Raw genomic sequence first — 23,558 nt, 5'->3', positions numbered from 1 at the left:
CGCGTTAAATCGGTAAATTTCCTTGAAACATTCGAAACGTAATCTCATCTAGATTACTTATCGTTTCTAATGTTATACTATATAAGTTACTTTTCAAGGACAGGGGAAATCAAATTTTCATGAGCTTGTTAACGGTTGAAGAGTTAAGTCACAGTTTTGGTGGCAGAGTGTTGTTCAAAAACGTATCGTTCCGCCTGCTGCCGGGCGAGCATGTAGGTCTGGTAGGGGCGAATGGCGTCGGCAAATCGACGCTGATGAATATATTAACCGGTCAATTGCTCAAGGATACCGGGAAAGTGGAATGGACGCCGAAAGTGAATTACGGCTATTTGGATCAGCACACGAAGCTGACCCCGGGCAAAACCGTCAGGGAAGTACTGAAAGATGCGTTTTTGCCGCTGTTCGAGCTCGAGAAGGAGCTGAACGGCATAACGGAACAGATGGCGGATGCCGATCCCGAGCAGCTGGAACTGCTGCTTGAACAGATGGGCGAAATTCAAGACCGGCTGGAAAACAGCGGCTTTTATTTGCTTGACGTGAAAGTGGAGGAAATGGCTAACGGTCTCGGCCTGGCTGCCATTGGATTGGACCGCGACGTGGCGCAGCTCAGCGGCGGACAGCGGACAAAAGTGCTGCTCGCCAAGCTTTTGCTCGAACAGCCTACGGTGCTGCTTTTGGACGAGCCGACCAACTATTTGGACGTGGAGCATATCGAATGGCTCACGGATTATTTGCAAAATTATCCTTACGCATTCATGCTGATTTCCCATGATACGGAATTTATGAATAAAGTCGTCAGCGTCGTTTATCATCTGGAGTTTGCGAAACTGACGCGTTATACGGCCAATTATGAGAAATTTTTGCAAATGGCCGATATCAACAAGCAGCAGCATATCGACGCTTATGAAAAGCAGCAGGAATATATCAAGAAGCAGGAAGATTTCATACAGCGCAATAAGGCGCGGTATTCCACATCCGGCCGGGCCAAAAGCCGTCAAAAGCAGCTGGAACGGATCGATCGCATCGACCGCCCGGAGGAGGCGCTGAAGCCGACGTTCGTGTTTAAGGAATCGCGCGCCAGCGGCCGTCTCGTGTTTGAGGGAAAAGACATGGAAATCGGATACTCGCATGCCCTTCTTCCGAAAATGAACATGTCGATTGAGCGAGGCGACAAAATTGCGATCGTCGGCTGCAACGGCGTAGGGAAATCGACGCTGCTGAAAACAATTTTGGGTAAAATAGAGCCGTTCAGCGGCAAAACGTATCTGGGCGATTTCTTGTATCCGTCCTACTTCGAGCAGGAAGTAAAGGCGCCGAATCTGACGCCGATTGACGATGTATGGAATGAGTTCTCCCATATGAATCAGCATGAGGTGCGCGCGGCACTGGCGCGGTGCGGATTAACCAATGAGCACATTACGCGTCCTTTAAGCAGTCTCAGCGGCGGAGAGCAAGCCAAAGTGCGCCTGTGCAAACTGCTCATGCGGGAAAGCAACTGGATTTTGTTCGACGAGCCGACCAATCACTTGGACGTTGCGGCGAAAGACGAACTGAAGCGGTCGCTGAAAGAATATAAGGGCACGGTGCTGCTCGTGTGCCACGAGCCGGAATTTTACGAGGATTGGGTTACGAAAGTATGGGACGTGGAACAATGGTCCGCGGCCAACGCTGTGAAATAAAGATAATGGTAGAGGAGTCGAGCCGAGAATGATTACCCATGTTGTATTTTTCAAATTAAAAGACCGATCCCCGGAATCCGTCAAAGTGACTTACGATGTACTGAAGAACATGGAAGGAAAAATTCCGTACCTCCGGCATATCGAAGTTGGCATGGACGTGCTTCATCAGGACCGGTCTTATGACATTGCGTTGATTACGAAATTCGATTCGCTGGACGACCTGCAGAAATACGACGTTCACCCGCTTCATATGGAAGTCAAAGCGCATATGAAGCAGGTGCTGGATGGAACGAGCGTTTGCGTCGATTTTGAAAGCTGATCCACGGCGCAATGGTTACCACAGCAGGGGCTTCATCATCATGAGCCACAGCATAACGAACAGCACGAACAAATATAAGTAAAGCGATCGTCTCAGCTTTCGCAGCAGGGCCGGATGGTCGTTCTCAGGCTGCCGGAGTTTGCGGATCGTCGGGGAAAAGGCCCGTGCCATGAAAAAAAGCGAGGCGAACAGAACGACGAACGTTCCCGCGATATAAGGGGTCGTCCACGGCCAGCGGCCGAGCCACATGAGTAGCAATCCGGAGAAGACAAGGACATGACCGGCGTGTTTGGATAATCGGACGACAAAGTGAAAAGAGTCCAGGTAGGAAGATTTCAGCTCGCCTTCCGCGGTCTGCAGCTTGCGAAGCATGGGGATCAGCACGAAGAACGGTCCGATGGATACCATCGCGCTGACGGAATGAATGAATACGATCCAAGGATACATGGGTGAGAAGCCTCCAAGCCTTAATTAAAAACTGAATCAGTGCAGCAGGCACTTGCCCACGGCCAACCGCAGACCGATAAGCGCGGATGGCGTGCGTCCGTTTGCCCGCTGCACTGTTTTTGTATCTTTAGATCGCGCGGAATTCGTGTACCCAGACTTTCATTTGCGGAAGCCAAGGCATGCCGGCATGCATCGATAAAATATAATTTTTATACTCATCGACATTCGCGAAGCCTTCGGTTTTCACCGCTTCGTCGGTCAATTCGCCAAGCGACTGCTGGTACACTTTGGTTACCTCGAATTGGCGGCCGTTCAGTTCCATAATTTCGCCCGGATCGGCATATCGGCCGTTCCGGCGGGTTGCGGTCTTTTCGCCGCTAAGCACTTTCGCAACATCGTCTTCTTTGGTAACAAGACGGTCGATACTACAGGTTTTCGGTGGCAAAGTTTCAGACATCGTTTGTTGTAACCTCCTTTAAGTTAGAATCCTAACGTAGCTTACACGAAAATGACACGAGAATCAAATAACGGAGGCATGAATCGCGATGAAACAACGGATTCAAATGGATTATGTGAAGGAACTGTTACAACTGCTACTGTCCACGCCAAGTCCGAGCGGTTATTGCGGGGACGTCATGAACAAATTGGCAGCGGAAGCGAATAAACTCGGGTACGAAATGAGCTTCACCCCCAAAGGCTGCGGGATCATCACCGTGCCGGGCACAAGCAGCGAGCGCGTCATCGGCATATCCGGGCACGTCGATACGCTGGGTGCGATGGTACGGTCGATTAAAGCGAACGGCGCGCTGCGCTTCACGTTGGTTGGCGGCTACATGCTCGGCTCTGTGGAAAACGAATATTGCCAGGTGCATACGCGGAATGGCAACGTGTATGACGGGACGATCATGACGACGAAGCCGTCGGTGCATGTGTACCCCGATGCGCGCGAGATGAAGCGGGAAGAAACGGTAATGGAAGTAAGGCTGGATGAACAAGTACGCAATGCGGACGATGTCAAAGCGCTAGGCATTCGTGTAGGCGATATCATCTCCTTTCAGCCTCGAACGGAATTTAAAGCAAACGGCTTCGTCAAATCGCGCCATCTTGACGATAAAGCCGGCGTTGCTGCCATCTTCGGTTTGCTCGAATGGTTGAAACGGGAGAAGCTGCAGCCGGCGTATACACTGAAAATATTGATCAGCACCTACGAGGAAGTAGGGCACGGAGCCGCCTGGATTCCCGGCGAGATCAGCGAGATGATTGCCGTCGATATGGGGGCGATGGGCGACGATCTGAGCTGTACCGAATTTGACGTCTCAATCTGTGCGAAAGATTCTTCCGGGCCATACGATTACGCCATGACCTCCAGGTTGATCGAGCTTGCGGAGAGCGAACAATTGTCCTATGCGGTGGACATTTATCCGCAATACGGCTCGGACGCTTCCGCGGCGCTCCGGGGCGGCAACAACATTCGTGCCGCATTGATCGGCCCCGGGGTACACGCATCCCATGCCATGGAGCGAACGCATTTGGACGGCATACGCCATACGACGACGCTGCTTGCCGCATATGTCATGGAGCCGGCAGCGGGCTACGACAAGCAATAAAATGCAGTGCAGCCAGAAAGGAGCGGAGCGCTCATGAATATTTTGACCGTGGAACAACTTTATGTAAGCTACGGCGAGAAAGTGCTGTTCGATCATATCGACTTTCAAATCAACGAGAAGGAGCGAATCGGACTTGTCGGCGTCAACGGAACGGGAAAATCGACGCTGCTGAAAGTGATGGCCGGGCTCGAACCCGTGGAGAAAGGAAAGCTGACGCACGCCAATCATTTTCGTGTGGAATACTTGCCGCAAAATCCGGATTTCGATACCGAATCGACGGTGCTGGAGCAAGTGTTCTTCGGCGATACGCCGCTCATGCAGGCGCTGCGGGAATACGAATCGGCACTTGCGGAGCTGCAGCTGTCGCCCGAGGACGAGAAGAAGCAGGCGAAGCTGTTCGCCGCTCAGCAGCGCATGGACGCAACGGGCGCGTGGGAAGCCGGCACTGTCGCCAAGACGGTGCTGACCCAGCTCGGCATCCGCGATTTCGGGCAAAAGGTCGGCATGCTATCCGGAGGCCAGCGCAAACGGGTCGCGATGGCTCGCGTACTGATCCAACCGGCGGATTTGCTCATTTTGGACGAGCCGACGAACCATATCGATCACGAGACGGTGGAATGGCTCGAAGAGTTTTTGAGCAAGTGGAAGGGGGCATTGCTGCTTGTCACGCATGACCGTTACTTTCTTGACCGGGTCACGAACCGCATTTTCGAGTTGGATCGCGGGGAGCTGTACAGCTACGAAGGCAATTATGCGGCATTTTTGGAAAAGAAAGCGGATCGTCTCGAGCGGGAAGCCGCGGAAGAAGATAAGCGGCAAAATCTGCTGCGCCGCGAGCTAGCCTGGCTTCGCAGAGGTGCCAAAGCACGGACGACCAAGCAGAAAGCGAGGATCGAACGCGTCGTCGCGCTGCGCGACAAGAAAGTGGATGGGCCTGCCGCACAGCTCGACATCTCGCTCGGCGGAAGCCGGCTCGGCAAAAAAATTATGGAGCTGGAGCATGTCTCCAAATCGTTCGGGTCGCGCCCGATCGTGGACAGCTTCAGCTATATCGTGCTGCCGGAGGACCGTATCGGCATTATCGGTCCAAACGGGACCGGGAAGTCGACGTTTCTTAACCTGCTGGCCGGACGGCTGACGCCGGACAGCGGCACGATCGATGTCGGTCCGACCGTGAAACTCGCTTACTACACGCAGGAAACCGTCGAAATGAACGATAAGATGCGGGCGATCGACTATATCAAGGAAGTCGCGGAAGTGGTGCGTACGGCGTCCGGCGATAGCGTAACGGCGGCGCAAATGATGGAACGGTTCCTGTTCTCCCCTGCACAGCAGTGGACGCCGATCGGAAAGCTGTCCGGCGGGGAGAAGCGCAGGCTGTACTTGCTTCGCACATTGATGGGAGAACCAAACGTGCTGCTGCTCGACGAGCCTACGAACGATTTGGACATTCAAACGTTAACCGTGCTGGAAGAATATTTGGACGATTTCCCCGGCGTCGTCATTACGGTTTCCCATGACCGCTATTTCCTGGACCGAACGGCCGACCACCTGTTCGTCTTTGAAGGCGACGGACGCATTCGCCGCTTTTTCGGCAACTACACGGAGTACATGGAAGCGGTCAAACAAGAGCGTCAGGCCGAAGAGCAGCTGAAGCGGGAGACGAAGCCGGAACCGTCAGGAGCAAACGCGGCCAATGAATCCAGACGCGATTCGAATCGGCCGAAGAAGCTGTCTTACAATGAACAGAAAGAGTGGGACGGAATCGAAGCCAAAATCGCCGGGCTCGAAGAACGGCTGGAGCAGGTCAAAGCCGAGATCGCCCAAGCGGGCAGCGACTACGGAAAAGTACAGCAGCTGTTTCAGGAGGAGCAGGAGTTGACCGCGCAGTTGGAACAAGCGATGGATCGATGGGCGGAGCTGTCCGAGCTCGTCGAGAGCATCGCCAAGACCAAGTAAGGTAATCCGGAACGAAAGCATTTTCAGGCTTACACTCTGCCGGTTTTACCGACCGCATGCTTGATGTAACGGCACCCGTTCGATGTATAAATATAGGCGGATAAGCCCAATACGGTTGGGAACAGCCAATTTTTATGATATAATATGCGTTTGGAAGCGATAATTATACGGTTTGCTTCAGTCTACCAATGGAAAGTAGGTTGTTATTTCATGATAACGGTCACGAATGTCACCTTGAGATACGGCAAAAGAGCGCTGTTCGAGGATGTAAACATCAAGTTTACGCCGGGCAACTGCTACGGTTTAATCGGGGCGAACGGCGCAGGGAAGTCCACCTTCCTGAAAATTTTGTCCGGCGAATTGGAGCCGAATAAAGGGGAGGTCAGCATCACGCCAGGCGAACGGATGGCGGTGCTGAAACAGAACCATTTTGAATACGACGATGTGGAAGTGCTTCGTACGGTAATGATGGGGCATTCCCGTTTGTTTGAAATTATGGAAGAAAAGAATGCGCTCTACGCCAAACCGGATTTCTCCGAGGATGACGGGATGCGTGCGGCGGAGCTGGAAGGCGAATTCCAAGACCTGGAAGGCTGGCAGGCGGAATCGGACGCGGCGGAGCTGTTGATCGGTCTCGGCATTCCGAAGGAGCTTCACGAAGTGCAGATGAAGGAGCTTGACGGCAACCAGAAAGTACGCGTGCTGCTTGCGCAGGCGCTCTTCGGGAATCCGAACATTCTGTTGCTCGACGAGCCGACGAACCATTTGAACATCGAATCGATCAACTGGCTGGAAAACTTCCTGGCGAAGTATGAAGGCACCGTTATCGTCGTATCCCATGACCGTCACTTCCTGAACCAGGTGTGTACGCATATTGCGGACATCGATTTCGGTAAAATTCAGCTGTATGTCGGCAACTATGACTTCTGGTACGAGTCCAGTCAGCTTGCGCTCAAGCTGGTACGCGAGCAAAACAAAAAAGTCGAAGAGAAGCGCAAAGAACTTGAAGAGTTTATTCGCCGTTTCAGCGCCAATGCCTCCAAGTCCAAGCAGGCGACCTCGCGTAAAAAGACGCTCGAAAAGCTTACGCTGGAAGACATCAGACCGTCCACGCGGAAATATCCGTTCATCAAATTTACGCCGGAGCGCGAAGCGGGCAAGCAGCTTCTGACCGTTGATCGGCTCAGCAAATCGATTGATGGACAGCCCGTGCTGAACAATATTAGCTTCACTGTAAATAAAGGCGACAAAATCGCCCTCGTCGGTCCGAACGGCATTGCGAAGACGACGCTGTTCCAAGTTTTGATGGGCGAGCTGGAAGCGGATGCCGGTGAATATGCTTGGGGTGTAACGACGACGCAGGCGTATTTCCCGAAGGACAACTCTGAGTATTTCCAAACGGACATGAACCTTGTCGATTGGCTTCGCCAATATTCGAAAGACCAAGACGAGTCTTATCTTCGCGGATTCCTCGGCCGCATGCTTTTCTCCGGAGAAGAGGCGCTGAAGAAAGCAAGTGTGCTGTCCGGGGGCGAGAAAGTGCGCTGCATGCTATCCAAAATGATGATGACCGGCGGGAATGTGCTTATTCTCGATGAGCCGACGAACCATTTGGATCTGGAATCGATTACGGCGCTGAACAACGGGTTGATCGACTTCGACGGCACGATGCTGTTCGTATCCCATGACCATCAGTTCGTACAGACGGTTGCGAACCGCATTATCGAAATTACGCCTAACGGCATGATCGACAAAATGATCACGTACGACGAGTATCTTGATAACGCGGAAATCCAGAAGCAGCGGGACGCGCTGTACGCGTAAGACGGGCCAACGCAAAAAAAGGATGAGCCGCTGCCTTCAAGCGAAGACAGCGCTCATCCTTCTTTTCCATGCGGCCCGATCAGCTTCCGCCGGTTCGACGCCGTTGGTTGTTCGGCTTTTTGTTATTTTGGCTGCGCATCACGGCATCATTGCCTGCGCGTTGCTGACCGTTGCCCTTTGCATCATGCTGCGATTGCTTTTTTTGTGCGAGCTTGTTTTTAATCGCGTCCGCCAGGCTCACCTTGCGCGTGGCTTCGGGAGCCCCCGACGTATCGTTCGTGTTCGTGGAGTCCGACATCGTATACACCTACCCTGTCCATAATAGTTTCATTCTACTGGATAAGAGTGCCCGGAAGCAATACTTTACTACTGAAAGAGTCGGAGGCGAGGCGGATGAAACTGCAAGAATGGACGGAAGCGCAGCTGCAGCAATGGACGACAGACGATGCGTCCGTAGACGGCACGGCAATCCGGTACGTATTTTTTTACACGCCGCTTTGCGGTACATGCAAGGTCGGCGAACGGATGCTGGAAATTGTGCTGGAACTCGACCCGCGGCTTCCCCTGGGCAAATGCAATGTGAATGTTTGCCGAAGCTTGCCGTTCGAGTGGAAGGTCGAGAGCGTGCCTTGCTTGCTGCAGCTGGACAGAGGAGTGGTTGCGCAGCGCCGGTATCGCATGGACTCGGTCGATGAACTGTATCGCTTTATTAAGCAAGACGCACATACAATTTGAAAGTGAAGGAGGATAACCGAGTGAACCAAATTGGATTAACTGTAGGCAGCTTGGTTAGAGCGTCATACAAAACAGGGGAGTACGTAGGAGAAATCGTGGAACAGACGTCGGCGGCGAAAGCGGCTGTGAAAATTCTCGCGGTACTCAACCATCCGACGCAGGGGAATTTGCATCATCCGGATAATCCGGACGTTGCGTACTTTCATCAGCGGCGGGCGCTCAGCTTCCAGGAAATCGCTCTGATGCCGATCGATACGATTCGGCCTTATCATGGGACCGTTCCCGACTATAAGCAGTCGCTGCAGCAAGCGCTGGAGACGGATATGGATCAGCTTCGGCGGACGATTCGGTTTGCGGAGAAATGCTTGGCTGAACTGGAGCAATTAAAGAAAGAGTACTAGAATGACGGGCGGGAGTGACAGCGATGCTGTTTGTGCTTATCGGTTTATGGACAGTCGGTTTGCTCCTGCTGGTAACGGACCCGAAACGGCCGATGACCCGCTGGCTCAGCGCCATCGCATTTACCGGCGGCAGCGGCGGGTTGTCAGCGGTCATTGCCGATCATGTCGTCCCGTATGCATTCGATCGGCAATGGTTGACGGAGCCGGCAGCGCTGCTGCTGTCCAAAGCGGAACTCATCTGTTCGCTTACATGTTATTACGGGCTGCCGTACACGTTCCTGATGTTTGCAATCCATTATTACCCGGACTATCCGTTATGGGACCGATACGGGAAACGGTTCATCCCGTGGCTGCTGTTAATTCCGCCGGCACTTTCCTTCGCCTTCGAGCCGAAGCCGGGGGACCCGATTCCTTACCATTATGTTATTTTTTGGGCGACGCCGTATATCATCGCCGGGATTGCGATGCTCATTCATTCCGTTTTGCGCGAGCGCAATTCTTTTTTGCGCCGAAGCCGGCTGCTCACGACAACAGCAGCGGCGCCGACCTTATTTTTTGCCTTATTTACGTTATACGTGCTGCCTGCTTTTTTTCAAATGTACGAGTTATGGCGCTACAACGCCTGGGTGATCGCGTTTACGCTCGCCGTCATTATCGGTTCTAGCTTGCGCTATGGTTTCATGGGACTGCAAATTTCGATCCAGAACCAAAAGCTCGACTATACGCTTCGCGCCATCACATCCGGAACGTCGATCCTGAATCACGCGATCAAGAACGATGTCGGCAAAATCCGCTTGTTCGGCGAGAAGATCAAAACGGAGGCGGCGGACGGCCGCACCTCTCCCGAGCAGGTCGTGGAGGACATCGAAGTGATCATGGCGGCGTCGCAGCATATTTACGACATGCTTTACCGTATTCAGGGGCAAACGCAAGAAGTTGAGCTTCACTTGGAGGAGCTGCACCCTGCGGAGCTTCTGCACGAATGTCTGCACATGCTGGCGCCGCAGTTGTCTTCCGCCAACGTGAAGGAACAGTACGCTTACCAGGGGTTGCTGATCGGAGACCGCGCACAGCTGACGGAAGTATGGACGAATGTGCTGACCAATGCGCTCGAGGCAATGCCGCGTGGTGGGGATTTAACGGTACGGCTGACGGAAACGAAACGCAAAATTGTCGTTGAAATTAAAGACAGCGGCAGCGGAATGGAAAAGTCACAGCTGAAACGCGTGTTCGATCCGTTCTATACGACCAAGAGCGGGAAAAAATTAAACTTCGGTTTGGGGCTGTCCTATTGTTATAATATTGTTCAGAAGCATAAAGGCACGATGAATATTCACAGCAAGCCCGGACAAGGAACGAGCGTATTCATGCAGTTCCCGAAGACCAAGCGGCTGCCGGCCCAAAAGGAGTTGGACTGATATGGAATCGAATGCTCCGAACATTCGCGTGTTCATCTGCGAGGACGATCCCGACTGGCTTAGAGGACTCAAGAGCTATCTGCAAAAAGAGCCCGATATCGAGATCATCGGCGAAGCTTCTACGGGAGAAGCGGGTGTGGCGTTCCTGGAGCAGACGGAAGCGGATGTGGTACTCATGGACATCATGATGTCCGATAACCCGGAAGGCTTATGGGCTGCCGCCGAGATCGTCAAATGCAGCGGCGCGCGAGTCATCATGCTCTCGTCGATGGAAGAAAAGGAAATGATCTTCGAAGCGTTCAAAGCCGGCGCCGTCGATTATATGGTGAAGTCCAATTTTACGGAAATACCGCAAGCGATCCGCAGCGCTTACCAAAGCCGCAGCGCGATCCATCCTAGCGTGGCCGCCCAGATGCGGGAGGAATTCCGTCGCTTAAAACAATTGGAGCACGAGGTGAGGTTGAAGGAGCTCAAAAACCTGCTGACCCCGACGGAAATCCAAGTGCTGGATTTAATTGAAAAAGGGCATACGCAGACGCAAATCGCCGATAAGTTCGTCGTCTCCATTCGTACGATCAAAGTGCATGTCGGCAATATTCTGAAGAAGCTTGGCGGGAAAAGCAGCAAGGAAGCTGCGCAAAAAGCGAAAGATATGGGGATTTTATAAATTTCCTTTTGGTGGTATAGTAGGAACTGTTTGATAATTGCTGTGATCATATTTCAATGGAGGCATGAGAGGAAGCATGAGTGCAAACGATAAAATTCAAATCGGCATTATTGGCGCAGGCAACATCGGCAACGTGCATATCCAGGAGTTCAAGAAATTGGCGGATGTCGAAGTGGCGGCCGTAACGGATGTCTATCAGCCGCTGGCAGTGGAAAGAGCGAGCAAGTACAGCATTCCGAAAGTGTACGAATCGTATCAGGAGCTGGTGCAAGATCCAAGCATCGATGCCGTCGTCGTATGCGTACCGAATGAAGCGCATGCGCCGGTTGCGATCGATGCGCTGAAAGCCGGCAAACACGTGCTCCTCGAAAAACCGATGGCCATCAATGCCGCCGCGGCGAAGGAAATCGTAAAAGCACATCAGCTATCGGGCAAAACGCTCATGATGTCGCATCAAAGACGTTGGGAATGGATCAACCTGCAAGTGAAAGAGCAAATCGAGAAAGGCGCACTCGGGCAAATCTATAATGTCAAAACCGGATGGATGCGCCGCAAAGGGATTCCCGGTTGGGGCACCTGGTTCACGCAAATGAACAAATCCGGCGGCGGACCGCTGATCGACATCGGCGTTCATATGCTGGACGTATCGCTCCATTTGATGGGCAGTCCGAAGCCGGTATCGGTATTCGGCACGACTTACGCCGAGTTCGGTCCGCAGAAGCGCGGCATCGGCACTTGGGGGAAACCGGATTGGAACGGTTTCTACGATGTGGAAGATTTCGCCACGGCGCTGATCAAGCTTGATAACGGAAGCACCTTGACGCTCGACGTAAGCTGGGCGGCGCACACGAATTTTCAAAACAACGGAGCATATGTGTATTTGATGGGAACGGAAGGCGGTGCATCGCTCGGCGAAGGCAAAGGCCGATTACATACGGAACTCTTCGACCGTACAGCGGATGTTGAGCTTACTGCTCCTGCTAATGACGAGGGTCCTCGCGCGCGGATGAGCCGCCACTTCATCGACTGTATCCGCACAGGTAAAGAGCCGCTCACATCGGCAATGTCGGGCCTCGCCAACAGCTTGGTGCTCGAAGCGATCTATGAATCTTCCCGTACGGGCAATATGGTGAACCTGGATTGGAGTCTGTAAGCTTGACATGGAAGCTCTGCTTGAAATCAATCTGCAATTATTATTCAGCGTGATCGGCACGATCGCATTTGCGGTCTCGGGTGCCGTTGTAGCGATGGAAGAAGAGTACGATATTTTGGGCGTATTCGTCTTGGCGCTCGTAACGGCATTCGGCGGCGGCGTCGTAAGAAATTTACTGATCGGCATCCCGGTGACGACGTTATGGGAGCAAGGGCTATATCTTCGCACTGCGATCATTGCCGCTTTTCTCGTATTTGTCGTCCCGCTCAGCTGGATACGCAAATGGAAAATGTGGGAGTCCTTCTTCGACGCCATCGGCTTGTCCGCCTTCTCGATCCAAGGCGCGATGTATGCTGCGCAAATGAACGTGCCGCTCAGCGCCGTCATGGTAGCCGCAATGCTGACGGGCATCGGAGGCGGCATCATTCGCGATGTGCTGGCAGGGCGCAAGCCGCTTGTGCTGCGCGACGAGATATACGCCGTCTGGGGGCTGTTGTCAGGGCTTGTGATCGGCCTCGGCATTATTGAGGGCCCTGTACCGGTTCTATCGCTATTCTTTGCGATCGTTGCGCTGCGCATGCTGTCCGTGCAGCTCCAATGGCGGCTGCCTAGGCGGTCGCTTCGCCTTCACGACGAAATGTCGGCACACGTCTCTTCGGCTGCGACGCCGTTAGCTTCGAGCAAACCCGAGACAAAGGAGGCGGCAAAAGGTGAGTGAATCATGGCAGGACAGCACACGCGTGTCTTCCGTTTCCATCGCCGACAGGCTGGAGACCGTCAAATCGTTAAAGGAAGATGCGCTGGAGCTGTATGAGATTGCCAAAGACAAGGCGACCGGCGAGCATTACCTCCATTACGCTTACCTGCACCGCAATTTCGCCGCGGTCGGCCCAGAAGCGGGGCAGGAGGAAATATTCCATCAACTGATGCCTTTAGCCAGCGATGACGTGCTCGGCATCATGTTTAGCGATGCGGCGTACGAATATCCGGGTCACTGGAGCAAGCCTTTTCTGCGCAACGGGCCGGATGGCGATTACGTATGGTTCGATCCTTCCTACGCGGATCAGGAAGCCGAGAATGAAGCGATTGGCCGGGACATCGAGGAACAGCTTCGCTTGTTCAAACAAGCAGGCGAGCTGTCGCAGGAAGAAGTGCGCAAGCTGCTCGAACGTCTGGACCGTCACGATAAAGAATAGCTTAGGCAAGGAGTTTCCTCCGTTTAGATGAGGAAGCTCCTTTTTTTGCTCCCGCTTCCGCATATTTTCTGTAAGTTGATTCATCCTAAGTGGGAAAGCAACAACTTGTGTGAGGCTGCAGACAGGGAGGGTACAACAGGATGAACATCGCAAAACGCCGGAAATGCCGGCTGCTGCTGGCCATAAGCATTGGCTGCATGCTGACCGCCGCAGGCTGCGGCGGAAACAGGCCGCAGGCCAGCAGGCCGGGAGGCGGGATGGAGGACTACCGGCAGCAAGCTCTATTTGACCGCGATTCCCGTAATAATGAGAATCCTTCATTAGGCGTCAAGGAACGCTGGGTGGGCGAGCAAAATCAGAAACAGACGGACGAGGCAGGCAACCGATATCCGCTCGACCCGAACAATCCATTGTTATCGAAAACGATCAAATTCGATCCGCAGGTGGCGCAGAAACTGAGAAGCTTGCCGGGCATCCAGTCCGCACAGGTGCTGGTGACGGAAGCGAACGCATATGTCGCCGTTGTGCTTGACGGGCATAATCCGGATGCGGAGGCTTCCCCGGAAGTTACGAACTATCCTGTCCATTCGAAAGGCGGAATGGGCTTATTCGGGACAGGATCGAAACCGGATCGCATTTCGTGGACCGAGCACGGGGGGCTCTCGACAGAGGCGGCTACCGACATCCGCAAGCAAACGCAGGCATTCTCCCAAAAGTCGTTTAAACAAGTATTCGTTTCAGCCAATCCGAACTTCGTTCAACGCGTTCAATTTTACGCCAAAGAAGAGAAGGAAAAGGGCAACCTGTACGATTATTTGAACGAGTTCAACACGATGGTGCAGCATGTATTCCCAGTCGATGGAAATACCCGCAAGTAAATTTTCGCCTCAACGATGAACGCCGCCTCCCGGGTGCAACCGGGAAAGCGGCGTTTGTCTTGTATGAAAGGTCTATATTTCAAACTTATAGCCGACGCCCCACACCGTTTTAATATGTTTGGGCTCTTTCGGATCGACTTCGACTTTTTTCCGCAGATTGGTGATATGCACATCGACCGACCGTTCCGTGACGAATGAATCGATGCCGCGTATTTTGTTCAGCAGCTCTTCGCGGGAAAATACTTTACCGGGATTCATCCAAAAATTTTTCATGATCTCGAATTCGGAAAATGTCGTATCGACCGGGTGATTGTGCAGGAAAATACAGCGCTTTTCCAAATCGACTACGATATCTTTCATCGGGACGCTTTTTACCATAACGGCGGGCGAATTGCGCAGCGGGCTTCCCGACATCGCGGAGCGGCGAAGCAGCGCGCCTGTCCGCGCAGCCAACTCCCGCATGCTGAACGGCTTGCATAAATAGTCGTCGGCCCCGATCTGCAGCGCATTGACCCGTTCGGACACCTCGTTTTTCGCCGAAACGATAAGGATCGGCACGGAGGAGCTTTCGCGGAAATACCGGCACAAATCGATCCCGTTCGTATCCGGCAGTATCAAGTCGAGAATGATTACGTCCGGGTCGTGCTCCTGAAATAGCAGCTTCGCTTGCATCCCGTCACCCGCGCGATAAACCTTATATTGGTCTTCGCTTAAATAGATGGATATCATATCCGCTATACTTTGATCATCCTCTATCAGCAAAACGACAGACATCCATTTCACCTCGAATTGTTAGGAAAGTGTTAGAAAAATTTATATTTGCCAAACAGGGGATTACAACTTATTAAACGAATTCCGATCATAATAAACATCAGAAAGCCATAGTATTAACCCGCCGGCAAGGCATCGCGCTTTGGACTTGGCGGCGCCGATCATCCGTTATAAAGAACACATGCGTTATGAAGTATCTCGAATTCATGAGATCGAGATGTACAAAGGGGGACAAGCTTATGTTCATTTGTGAATATTTGGAACGGCAAATCCGCAGTTGCGTCGACGAGCTGAATACGCTTGTCATCGGCCAAGGCTGCGCTCTGACAGACTCGAATGTTGTCGAGAAAAGCATGGAGCTTGACAAACTGATCGTTCAAGCGATGAGCCGCTCCTGTCCTCTCCAAAAACAAGAAACCGCGATGGCGCATTAATCATACATGCATGATATTCCGGGCAGATGGAAATACCAAGAAGAATATACCGTTTTTGCTGCGGAACCGTCTTGGAAGGATGCGTGGATATCGTGAATAGCTGTTATAAAGTGCGTGCTTGCTGCAGTTCCGCCGGCTGCGCTTATGTAGATCATACAGACATTATTCAGACGATCAATCATGAATCGTCTTTTTCTTTTTCTATGTTCATGAACTCGCTGAACGATCAGCAGAACGTATCGAAATGTCCCGAATGCGGACAACGGATGTACTATTACCCGGTCACGTTTATAGCGGAGCCGACTTTTCATTGAGGAAGGACTACCAGGCACCTCTATAAGGGAAAAAGGGACGCAGGAATTATACCCACGTCTCTCCCCATTGCTGCACTTCGTCCATTACCGGACGGAGCGCTTTTCCTTTTTCCGTAAGCTCGTATTCGATTCGTACCGGCGTTTCGGGATATACATGACGGGAGATCAGACCGGCCGCTTCTAATTCTTTAAACCGTTCGGCCAGCATCCGATCGCTCATTCCTGGAATCATTTCGGATATATCTTTGAACCGGCATGGCCCTTGCAGCAGGACGCGGATAATCAGTCCGGTCCAGCGTTTGCCGAGAATTTCGAAGGCGGCTTCAAATTTGGGACACATGGAATGCAGTTGATCTGCCATTGCCTTTCACCTCTTTACATACATTTTAGCATAAGCTACTTGACAAATGTAAGCTTTTTTGTAGCAACTCACTAACTATTAGTAATATACTTTTATTTTAACACAAAACATTCGGATTCACTAACGATTCGACTTCCGGTACGCGTGCCAAGCGCAAGTTGGAACGTGATTTTGTCGAAATATAAGCGGTCTGGGCGTTTTGCATAAATTTGGGTTGAAAAATGCCGTCTTTTACAGTATAAAGGCGTTAGGCAAAAAATATGGATGGAACGATTTGCTCGCACTCATCCTTTTGACCAATTAGGAGGAATTATTTTATGTATGGAGCTCCCTTATCGGGACAGGCAAAAAAAATGATGCTGCTCGGCTCTGGCGAATTGGGAAAAGAAGTCGTCATTGAAGCACAGCGGCTCGGTGTGGAGACCATCGCGGTAGACCGCTACGCTTCGGCGCCCGCCATGCAAGTAGCGCATCGCTCTTATGTCATTCCTATGCTGGACGGAGAGGAGCTGCGCCGGATCATTGAACAGGAGCGGCCGGATTTGATCGTGCCGGAGATTGAGGCGATCGCCACGCAGACGCTTGTAGAGCTTGAACGGGAAGGCTACCGCGTCGTTCCTACCGCGAACGCCGCCCGGCTGACGATGGATCGGGAGGGGATCCGCCGTCTCGCGTCGGAGACGTTAGGACTGCCGACCGCGAAGTTTGCGTTTGCCGACAGCCTGGAGGAGCTGAAGACCGCCGTGGCCGAGATCGGCACGCCATGCGTGATCAAGCCGATCATGAGCTCCTCCGGTAAAGGGCAAAGCGTGTGCCGCACGCCGGACGACGTGGAAACTTCGTGGAATTATGCGATGGAAGGCGGGCGTGCGAAAAAAACGCGGGTCATCGTAGAGGAGTTCATCCGCTTCGACTCGGAAATTACGCTGCTTACCGTTCGTTCCGTATCGGGTACGACTTATTGCGCGCCGATCGGGCATATTCAAAAGGACGGAGATTACATCGAGTCCTGGCAGCCGCATGAGATGAGCGAAGAACAAATCCGCGAAGCGGAACGTATCGCCGGAGCGATTACCGACGCGCTGGGCGGAACCGGAATTTACGGAGTCGAGTTGTTTCTTGCGCCCGACAAAGTATATTTCAGCGAAGTGAGCCCGCGGCCGCACGATACGGGCATGGTGACGATGGCTACGCAGGATTTGTCCGAATTTGCGCTGCATGTGCGGGCGATTCTCGGCTTTCCGATTCCTACGATCCGACTGCTTACGCCCGGCGCATCTTACACGCTGAAAGCGGACCGCGAATCCGAGTCGTTCCGCATCGGGGGACTGGAAGAGGCGCTGTCGGTGCCGAATTCGCAAGTTCGTGTGTTCGGCAAGCCGGAGACGAAGATCGGGCGCCGGATGGCCGTTGCACTGAGTTCTTCTGACGATGTCGGCCAGGCGCGAAGACAAGCGAAAGAAGCGGCGTCCTGCTTGCGGATCGAATACGGAGATCAATGATCGTTCCGCTTGGGGTTGCAACTGAATGAAACCGCGCCGCGTTGCGAAACGTATGGATTACACAGCAACCTGAGCGCGTGCGCAGCTTCAGTTGAACTGACGGCTGCAGCATGTCGTATTATATGAACCTTAAGGAGTGGGACCATGAACGCTCATGAAATTGATTACCGTATTAACGGAACCGAAATGCAGTATGTCGAAATTGAACTGGATCCCGGGGAAAGCGTCATCGCTGAAGCGGGCAGCATGATGATGATGGATCAAAATATTCAAATGGAAACGATATTCGGCGATGGCAGCAATCAAGGGTCGGGGCTGATGGGCAAGTTGTTCGGCGCCGGCAAGCGTCTTTTGACCGGCGAAAGCCTGTTCATGACGGTGTTCACGAACCGGGGGCGGGGCAAAGAAAGCGTCAGCTTCGCTTCGCCTTATCCGGGCCGGATTTTGCCTATGGATTTAACGACGCTTAACGGTAAACTGATTTGTCAAAAGGATTCGTTTTTGTGCGCAGCCAAAGGCGTATCGATCGGCATCGACTTCCAGCGCAAGCTTGGTGCGGGCTTTTTCGGCGGCGAGGGCTTCATCATGCAAAAGATCGAAGGCGACGGGCTCGCCTTTGTTCATGCGGGCGGGACCATTTGCGAGCGGGTGCTGCAGCCTGGCGAAATGATTCGCGTAGATACCGGTTGTCTTGTCGCCATGACGCAGGACGTCGATTATGACATCGAGTTCGTCAAAGGCATCAAAACCGCGCTGTTCGGCGGCGAAGGATTGTTCTTCGCTACTTTGCGCGGACCGGGCCGGGTATGGATTCAATCGCTGCCGTTCAGCCGTTTGGCGGATCGCGTCATCAGCGCGGCAGGACCGGGCGGACGGAAGGAAGAAGGCAGCATCTTGGGAGGCCTTGGCAACCTGCTTGACGGCAAGTAACAAAAAGCGATATCATTCTTAGTACAACCTTACCAAAGATGCCATTACATATCGAAAGAGGTGCTCAACTTGGCATATCAACCCCAGGTCGTCGATGCCAAAATCGTAAGTCGCAATCCGAAAAACGGATTGTTTGAAATTGTAGCGCAGTTGAAAGATCGCACGGTTTGCCGTCTGATCTACGGGAAAGATGCGGAAGGCGCAACCGTGCCGACCCATATTAACCGTTTGCTGAAGGAACCATGCCCGATTTGCCGCAAAGATTTTCTTTGCAACTGCATGTCCAAGTTCAAAAGCGAAATCTCATCCCAGGCTCTGGAATTGGCGGGAACTCCTTAATCGGCAATTCAGCCGATGCAGATCGGGAGACGGCCGGTTGTTTCGGCCGGAGGAACGGTGTGTCCTTTTCAACGGATGAAGCCGCAATTGACCCGGTCAACAAAGCCCGTGGGCGCCATGCCCATGGGCTTTTTTTAAGTCGCACCACGGGAGACGGGAACGACATGCTTCGTTTACTTATATATATTGGAGCGGCATGCACCCTGATTTTGACCGGATCCGTTGTTTTTGTATACGTACAGACGGCGTCCCTTGTCCGCGAGCAGACGGAGCAGCAGATGCGATGGACGCATGGTCAGATCGTGCAGCGCATGCAGCACACGGTGTCGGAGCTTGATCGAACGATCCGGTTTCTCGCGTCGGATTATGTCGTTCGGCGGTTTGCCGAAAGCGGCTTCAGCCGGGAAACGCCGGAGGATGCAGGGATAAGGGACGAACTGGACGCCATGATCCGGCGGCAAGCGGCACAGTTTCCGTATATTTCGGAGTTGTGCGTGACGCAGGATCAAACCGGAATATCGCTCTGCAATCAGACGGATCCCGAAGGCTCGGCGCTTGCATCCCGGATGCTGCCGGCTATATCCCGTAACGAGCGGCTGCTCTATGCCGCATCGGATATTCCGGGCCGCGAGTCTGACCCTGTGAAGGAACTGATCTATGTCATGCCGATTACGGAAAGAGGCACAAGCGTGGTGAAAGGAACCGTCTCGCTGTCTCTGAATGTCGCGCGAATGTTGAAGGATACGGCAGGAGAGCAGCTGCTTAGCGGCATGATCGTCTACAACGATCGCGGGCAGCTCCTGTATCGGTATCAAGCACCCGGACAACCGACGGTGGCCTTGCCCGGCCACGGCAATGAACAGGGCAGCTTCGATAATTGGGAGCGAGGTCGGTTTATTTCCCAGAAGCTTCTTGATATTCCTCAGGCCGCCTGGTATTCGCGCGCAGAAATCACGCCCCCGGGTTTGTTGTCCGGTAGACGCAACGCTGTGCCGCTGGCATTCGTTTTTGCCTTGACATTGATTGCTGCTGGCGGCGCAAGCGCTTTCTTATATAGGCGATACTATCAATCGCCCGTCGAACATTTGAGACAATTGATGAAACGGGCGGAACGCGGCGATTGGAAAGCGTACTGGGTCGGTAAAAGCAGCAGCCTGCAAGAGTTGGGAGACAGCTATAATCAAATGTTGAACCGGCTGGAGGAACTGATTCGTCAAGTGAAGCGGGAAGAAGCGCTCAAGAAAGAGGCCGAGATGGAAGCGCTGCAGTACCAGCTGAATCCGCACTTTCTATATAATACGCTGAATACGATCAAATGGGTGGCCAAGCTTCATAAAACGCCGCAAATTTCCGAAGTGGTGACCGCGCTTGTACGGCTGCTGCAAGCGAGTTTGGGAAAAAAGGGAGATTTCATTACCGTTAAAGAAGAAGTCGGGCTGCTGCAAGATTACATGGAAATCCAGCGCTTTCGTTACGGTGATAAAATACGGCTGGAGTGTGTGGTAGAGGCAGGTGCGAACCACTGCTTACTGCCATGCATGCTGCTTCAGCCGCTCGTTGAAAACGCAATTGTTCATGGCATCGAGCCTGCGAAAAGGGAAGGCTTGATCCGAGTCAACGTCAGTTTGGATCCGAAACGAGATTTGCTGATTTGCGAAGTTGAAGACAATGGAATCGGGATAACGGAGGAGAATACGGAAAAACCGGATGAGGAGACGGGTGGAGTTCGGGTGCGTGAACGGATGAGCGGTATCGGCGTGCGGCATATCCGGGAGAAGATCAAGCTTTATTACGGCAGCGGATATCATTTGCATATCATCGGCAAGCCCGGCGAAGGAACCGTATGCCGGCTGACGCTGCCGATCCATCAAAGCGGGGGATAGGCCATGAACGTTTTGGTTGTGGATGACGAGCCGATTATTCGTCAAGTGCTTCGGACGATGATCGATTGGGAATCGGAAGGACTGCGGTGGTACGGCGAAGCGGAAGATGGTGCGGATGCGTGGGAAGCGGTAAAGACCGGCGCGGTCGATATTGTCGTTACGGACATTCTGATGCCTCGTATGGACGGTCTGGAGCTGGTGCGGAAGCTGAACGGCGGTGCGAAGCGTGTTGCTGTCGTCGTGCTTAGCTGTTTGGACGATTTTCAATACGTGAAGGAAGCGATGAAGCTCGGCGCGCGGGACTATATATTAAAGCCTACGATGGAACCCGAGAACTTGGCCATTGTGCTTCGAGAAGCCAAAGAATCGCTGCTCCGCGAACGGTCGGAAGCGGAAGAATTTAACCGCATCCGCATTCAATTGGAGCAGTCGCGGCAATCGCAAACCGGGGCCGAGCTTCGGCGCATGCTGGAAACGGACGCGGAGCCTAACGAAGGGGCGTTCCGGCGGCTTTTTCCGGAAGAAGAAACCTTCACGAATACATATGCAAGCTATATGTTCTATTTGGCCGCGGGTTTTCCGTGGACGTCTGGAGACTGGTCGTCTCCCGAGGCGTTCGCTGTCATTCCATGGAGCGAGCGTCAGGCGATGCTTATTTTCGAGGGGCTGCCAGCCGGAAGCAGCCAAGGCAATCTCTTTGACCCGGAACAGGCCATTGCAAGATTGAAACGATTGGTCGAAGAACGTTCCGTCACATTCGACACGCCTTGCTATGTCAGCGCCATTCCGGGAATTCGCGGTATCGGAGGCTTAAAGGCCGCATTAGATCGTCACCGCGAAGAGCGGGAGCAGTATTTTTACGGAAACGTGCGGGCAGCGGCCGAGACCGGAGAAGAACTGCTCCCGCAAGCGGAAAAGCATAATCTCCTGCGAGCGCTTTCCGGAGGCAACAGTAACGCGGTCATGCATGCATTGGCGGAGATCGGCAATCGAATCCGGGCGCGGCAACCGAATGCGGAGCTTGTTTACGATTATTTTCAGGAGCTGCTCAGCTTCTCCGCCGCCTTTGCGCGGCAGCACAACGAATGGCTCGATCTGAACGATTTCGGCAAAACATATCTTTCTCCGGAAGCGCCGCGGCGGCATCTGCAATTCGAGACGCTGCTACGAGAAACGGAATCGGCGATGACCGGATTGTTAGAGCTGCTCAGCGGTTCGGGATATGAATGGATGGAATCGCGCAACCCGTTTATTCGGAAAGCTTACGAGTATATGCAGGCGCATTATCATTTGCCCATTAGTACGACGGATATTGCCGATCATGTGAGACTTAGCCGCAGCTATATCAGCGATCTGTACGGCAAAGAGACCGGAGAGTCGTTGTCCGAGGCGCTGACCCGCATCCGCATGGATGCGGCCAAAAAACTGTTGAAGAGCGGAAACCGCAAGGTGTACGAAATCGCCGAAGCGGTCGGCTTCAACGATGCGAAAGCGTTCGCCAAAACGTTCAAACGGATGGTCGGATGTACGCCCAAGGAATACGTAGAGCTAATGTGACCGCGTTAGGTTACATAACTTTCCTGAAGTAGGCGAATACTTCAAAGTAGTATCGGTTTTAAAGGAGTCTTCGTTATGCTGGGTCTCGTATTGGCGTGCAGTCTCTTCGCGCTATCGACGGTATTTTGGCTTAAACGTTATTTGCACCCGCTTGAAATCGTGAGTTATTGGTGTTTTATCGCGTCTTTCGAGCAGATGTTTTTTACGATTACGACATTAAACTTAAATTACGTGCAGTATGACGGCCATCCGAAAACCTTTTGGATATTAAAGCAAACGGCGCTGATCATCAATCCGAGCCTGGTCCTCTGGTCAATCGCATGGATCGTATCCGTCCGGAGTATGGTGCTGCGGCTGCTTTCCTTTGCGATTTGCCTGGGGATGCTAATGATTGGCGACGGTGTGCTAGCTATGAATAAACTGCTTTTGTTCTCAAATTGGTCGTTTACTCGTTCCGCGCTGCTCTTCGCGCTTATCTTTACTTTATCCGCTGCGTTTACGGCCGTCTTTCGCGCTTTGATGAGAAGGGAGGGCTTCGGCTCATGATCTTGTTTCCCCCGGTTCGATTCGACGCGAACGAATGGTTTATTATTTGCGCTGCGCTCGCCAATTGGTCCATCTGGCTATCGCTTCCCCGCCGATTCTCGCTGCTGACCGTCGTGTGCATTTGGATTTTTAATTATTGCTTGGCGCAAACGGCTGATTTTACGATAGCGGTGAATCCGTATGACCTGTATGATTACGGAGATCATCCCGAGTTCGAGTATTTTGATTGGGTAATGTACGTTTTCACTTATCCGCCGGCTGCATTCTTTGTCCTCTTCTATTACGACCGATGGAGGCTGAAGGGCTGGAAACTGGCCGGATATGTAATAGGCTGCGCAATACTTACGAATGCGATGGAATGGATCTCGGCGTATTGGTTTCATGTGTTTACATACAAAGGCTGGAATCCTTTTTATTCGACCCCGGTGTACGTATTGGTCTACTATTTGAATATTGCGCTGTTGAAGCTGGTGCAGCGGTATGTGCCAAGAAGAACTGCAGCAGGCTGAGCTATCCAACAAAAAGACACCTTTTCGAACAAAAAGGTGTCTTTTTTTATGCTGTCCAAAACATTACTCTAAAATATAGAGAACGCTTTCATAGAAAGGGGGCAAGCACCGTGAATGTTCCTTACCGTC

Annotated in this window: 27 protein-coding genes; 22 read left to right on the top strand and 5 right to left on the bottom strand. The window is 52.7% G+C overall.

What is annotated here, in order from left to right; translation table 11 throughout:
* Positions 1–119: 119 nt before the first annotated feature.
* Together ACFQI7_RS16110 and ACFQI7_RS16105 are read left to right on the top strand one after the other, a co-directional pair.
* Entirely contained in the window at positions 120–1,679 is a 1,560-nt protein-coding gene (locus tag ACFQI7_RS16110; protein WP_218097919.1) for an ABC-F family ATP-binding cassette domain-containing protein, read from the top strand.
* A gap of 28 nt (positions 1,680–1,707) precedes the next feature.
* A complete protein-coding gene (locus ACFQI7_RS16105) occupies positions 1,708–1,998 on the top strand; it encodes a Dabb family protein (protein ID WP_218097918.1) in 291 nt (96 codons plus the stop codon).
* 15 nt (positions 1,999–2,013) lie between these two features.
* Here the strand turns inward: ACFQI7_RS16105 and ACFQI7_RS16100 are convergent, their stop codons facing one another.
* Together ACFQI7_RS16100 and ACFQI7_RS16095 are read right to left on the bottom strand one after the other, a co-directional pair.
* Complete coding sequence (locus tag ACFQI7_RS16100; protein ID WP_218097917.1) at positions 2,014–2,445, bottom strand: hypothetical protein; 432 nt, start codon at positions 2,443–2,445, stop codon at positions 2,014–2,016.
* A 127-nt stretch (positions 2,446–2,572) separates the two neighbouring features.
* Complete coding sequence (locus tag ACFQI7_RS16095; protein WP_218097916.1) at positions 2,573–2,902, bottom strand: ASCH domain-containing protein; 330 nt, start codon at positions 2,900–2,902, stop codon at positions 2,573–2,575.
* Between the two features lie 88 nt (positions 2,903–2,990).
* Here ACFQI7_RS16095 and ACFQI7_RS16090 point away from each other — a divergent pair, with 88 nt between their 5' ends.
* From ACFQI7_RS16090 to ACFQI7_RS16080, 3 genes are all read left to right on the top strand, one after another.
* On the top strand, positions 2,991–4,052 hold the full coding sequence (locus ACFQI7_RS16090; protein ID WP_218097915.1) for a M42 family metallopeptidase: 1,062 nt from the start codon (positions 2,991–2,993) through the stop codon (positions 4,050–4,052).
* Positions 4,053–4,085: 33 nt separating this feature from the next.
* Positions 4,086–6,011, top strand: a complete 1,926-nt coding sequence (locus ACFQI7_RS16085) for an ABC-F family ATP-binding cassette domain-containing protein (RefSeq protein WP_218097914.1) — start codon at positions 4,086–4,088, stop codon at positions 6,009–6,011.
* 210 nt (positions 6,012–6,221) lie between these two features.
* Entirely contained in the window at positions 6,222–7,835 is a 1,614-nt protein-coding gene (locus tag ACFQI7_RS16080; protein WP_218097913.1) for an ABC-F family ATP-binding cassette domain-containing protein, read from the top strand.
* A gap of 79 nt (positions 7,836–7,914) precedes the next feature.
* Here ACFQI7_RS16080 and ACFQI7_RS16075 read toward each other — a convergent pair whose 3' ends face one another.
* Positions 7,915–8,133, bottom strand: coding sequence for a hypothetical protein (locus ACFQI7_RS16075; protein ID WP_218097912.1), 219 nt, complete (start codon positions 8,131–8,133; stop codon positions 7,915–7,917).
* 95 nt (positions 8,134–8,228) lie between these two features.
* Here ACFQI7_RS16075 and ACFQI7_RS16070 point away from each other — a divergent pair, with 95 nt between their 5' ends.
* The 8 genes from ACFQI7_RS16070 to ACFQI7_RS16035 all read left to right on the top strand — a co-directional run bounded on the left by ACFQI7_RS16070 (position 8,229) and on the right by ACFQI7_RS16035 (position 14,283).
* Positions 8,229–8,570 carry a thioredoxin family protein gene (locus ACFQI7_RS16070; RefSeq protein WP_230414705.1) on the top strand — a complete coding sequence of 114 codons (342 nt, stop codon included), beginning with the start codon at positions 8,229–8,231 and terminating at the stop codon, positions 8,568–8,570.
* A gap of 20 nt (positions 8,571–8,590) precedes the next feature.
* Positions 8,591–8,971, top strand: a complete 381-nt coding sequence (gene kapB / locus ACFQI7_RS16065) for a kinase-associated lipoprotein B (RefSeq protein ID WP_218097911.1) — start codon at positions 8,591–8,593, stop codon at positions 8,969–8,971.
* A gap of 23 nt (positions 8,972–8,994) precedes the next feature.
* Entirely contained in the window at positions 8,995–10,389 is a 1,395-nt protein-coding gene (locus tag ACFQI7_RS16060; protein WP_218097910.1) for a sensor histidine kinase, read from the top strand.
* A gap of 1 nt (position 10,390) precedes the next feature.
* On the top strand, positions 10,391–11,056 hold the full coding sequence (locus ACFQI7_RS16055; protein WP_218097909.1) for a response regulator transcription factor: 666 nt from the start codon (positions 10,391–10,393) through the stop codon (positions 11,054–11,056).
* A gap of 76 nt (positions 11,057–11,132) precedes the next feature.
* Complete coding sequence (locus tag ACFQI7_RS16050; RefSeq protein ID WP_218097908.1) at positions 11,133–12,209, top strand: Gfo/Idh/MocA family protein; 1,077 nt, start codon at positions 11,133–11,135, stop codon at positions 12,207–12,209.
* A gap of 7 nt (positions 12,210–12,216) precedes the next feature.
* On the top strand, positions 12,217–12,927 hold the full coding sequence (locus ACFQI7_RS16045; protein WP_218097907.1) for a trimeric intracellular cation channel family protein: 711 nt from the start codon (positions 12,217–12,219) through the stop codon (positions 12,925–12,927).
* Entirely contained in the window at positions 12,920–13,405 is a 486-nt protein-coding gene (locus ACFQI7_RS16040; protein ID WP_218097906.1) for a hypothetical protein, read from the top strand. The genes ACFQI7_RS16045 and ACFQI7_RS16040 overlap by 8 nt, the downstream gene beginning before the upstream one ends.
* A 140-nt stretch (positions 13,406–13,545) precedes the next feature.
* Positions 13,546–14,283, top strand: a complete 738-nt coding sequence (locus tag ACFQI7_RS16035; RefSeq protein WP_218097905.1) for a YhcN/YlaJ family sporulation lipoprotein — start codon at positions 13,546–13,548, stop codon at positions 14,281–14,283.
* Between the two features lie 72 nt (positions 14,284–14,355).
* Here ACFQI7_RS16035 and ACFQI7_RS16030 read toward each other — a convergent pair whose 3' ends face one another.
* Entirely contained in the window at positions 14,356–15,057 is a 702-nt protein-coding gene (locus ACFQI7_RS16030; protein WP_218097904.1) for a response regulator transcription factor, read from the bottom strand.
* A gap of 236 nt (positions 15,058–15,293) precedes the next feature.
* Here ACFQI7_RS16030 and ACFQI7_RS16025 point away from each other — a divergent pair, with 236 nt between their 5' ends.
* The gene (locus tag ACFQI7_RS16025; protein WP_218097903.1) at positions 15,294–15,488 is read left to right on the top strand and encodes an aspartyl-phosphate phosphatase Spo0E family protein; all 195 of its coding nucleotides are present in this window, start codon (positions 15,294–15,296) and stop codon (positions 15,486–15,488) included.
* 92 nt (positions 15,489–15,580) lie between these two features.
* Positions 15,581–15,802 carry a hypothetical protein gene (locus ACFQI7_RS16020; RefSeq protein WP_218097902.1) on the top strand — a complete coding sequence of 74 codons (222 nt, stop codon included), beginning with the start codon at positions 15,581–15,583 and terminating at the stop codon, positions 15,800–15,802.
* 46 nt (positions 15,803–15,848) lie between these two features.
* On the opposite strand, the gene ACFQI7_RS16015 is transcribed toward ACFQI7_RS16020, so the two are convergent.
* Complete coding sequence (locus ACFQI7_RS16015) at positions 15,849–16,163, bottom strand: winged helix-turn-helix transcriptional regulator (protein ID WP_218094652.1); 315 nt, start codon at positions 16,161–16,163, stop codon at positions 15,849–15,851.
* A gap of 317 nt (positions 16,164–16,480) precedes the next feature.
* Between ACFQI7_RS16015 and purT the strand changes: the two genes are divergently transcribed.
* The 7 genes from purT (at position 16,481) to ACFQI7_RS15980 (ending at position 23,429) form a co-directional block, all read left to right on the top strand.
* The gene (gene purT / locus ACFQI7_RS16010; RefSeq protein WP_218097901.1) at positions 16,481–17,665 is read left to right on the top strand and encodes a formate-dependent phosphoribosylglycinamide formyltransferase; all 1,185 of its coding nucleotides are present in this window, start codon (positions 16,481–16,483) and stop codon (positions 17,663–17,665) included.
* A gap of 144 nt (positions 17,666–17,809) precedes the next feature.
* Positions 17,810–18,595, top strand: coding sequence for a TIGR00266 family protein (locus tag ACFQI7_RS16005; protein WP_218097900.1), 786 nt, complete (start codon positions 17,810–17,812; stop codon positions 18,593–18,595).
* Positions 18,596–18,655: 60 nt separating this feature from the next.
* Complete coding sequence (locus tag ACFQI7_RS16000) at positions 18,656–18,934, top strand: hypothetical protein (protein ID WP_377517089.1); 279 nt, start codon at positions 18,656–18,658, stop codon at positions 18,932–18,934.
* A 164-nt stretch (positions 18,935–19,098) separates the two neighbouring features.
* Positions 19,099–20,817, top strand: coding sequence for a sensor histidine kinase (locus ACFQI7_RS15995; RefSeq protein WP_218097898.1), 1,719 nt, complete (start codon positions 19,099–19,101; stop codon positions 20,815–20,817).
* A 3-nt stretch (positions 20,818–20,820) separates the two neighbouring features.
* Entirely contained in the window at positions 20,821–22,374 is a 1,554-nt protein-coding gene (locus tag ACFQI7_RS15990) for a response regulator (protein ID WP_218097897.1), read from the top strand.
* 75 nt (positions 22,375–22,449) lie between these two features.
* Positions 22,450–22,920 (top strand): hypothetical protein, encoded by a 471-nt coding sequence (locus tag ACFQI7_RS15985; protein ID WP_218097896.1) that lies wholly within the window; start codon positions 22,450–22,452, stop codon positions 22,918–22,920.
* Positions 22,917–23,429 (top strand): hypothetical protein, encoded by a 513-nt coding sequence (locus ACFQI7_RS15980; RefSeq protein WP_218097895.1) that lies wholly within the window; start codon positions 22,917–22,919, stop codon positions 23,427–23,429. Before ACFQI7_RS15985 ends, ACFQI7_RS15980 begins: the two co-directional genes overlap by 4 nt.
* The last annotated feature ends 129 nt before the right edge of the window (positions 23,430–23,558 follow it).

The organism is Paenibacillus allorhizosphaerae (assembly GCF_042659105.1).
Lineage (GTDB): Bacteria > Bacillota > Bacilli > Paenibacillales > NBRC-103111 > Paenibacillus_G > Paenibacillus_G allorhizosphaerae.
This window is presented reverse-complemented; position numbering and strand designations above follow the sequence as displayed.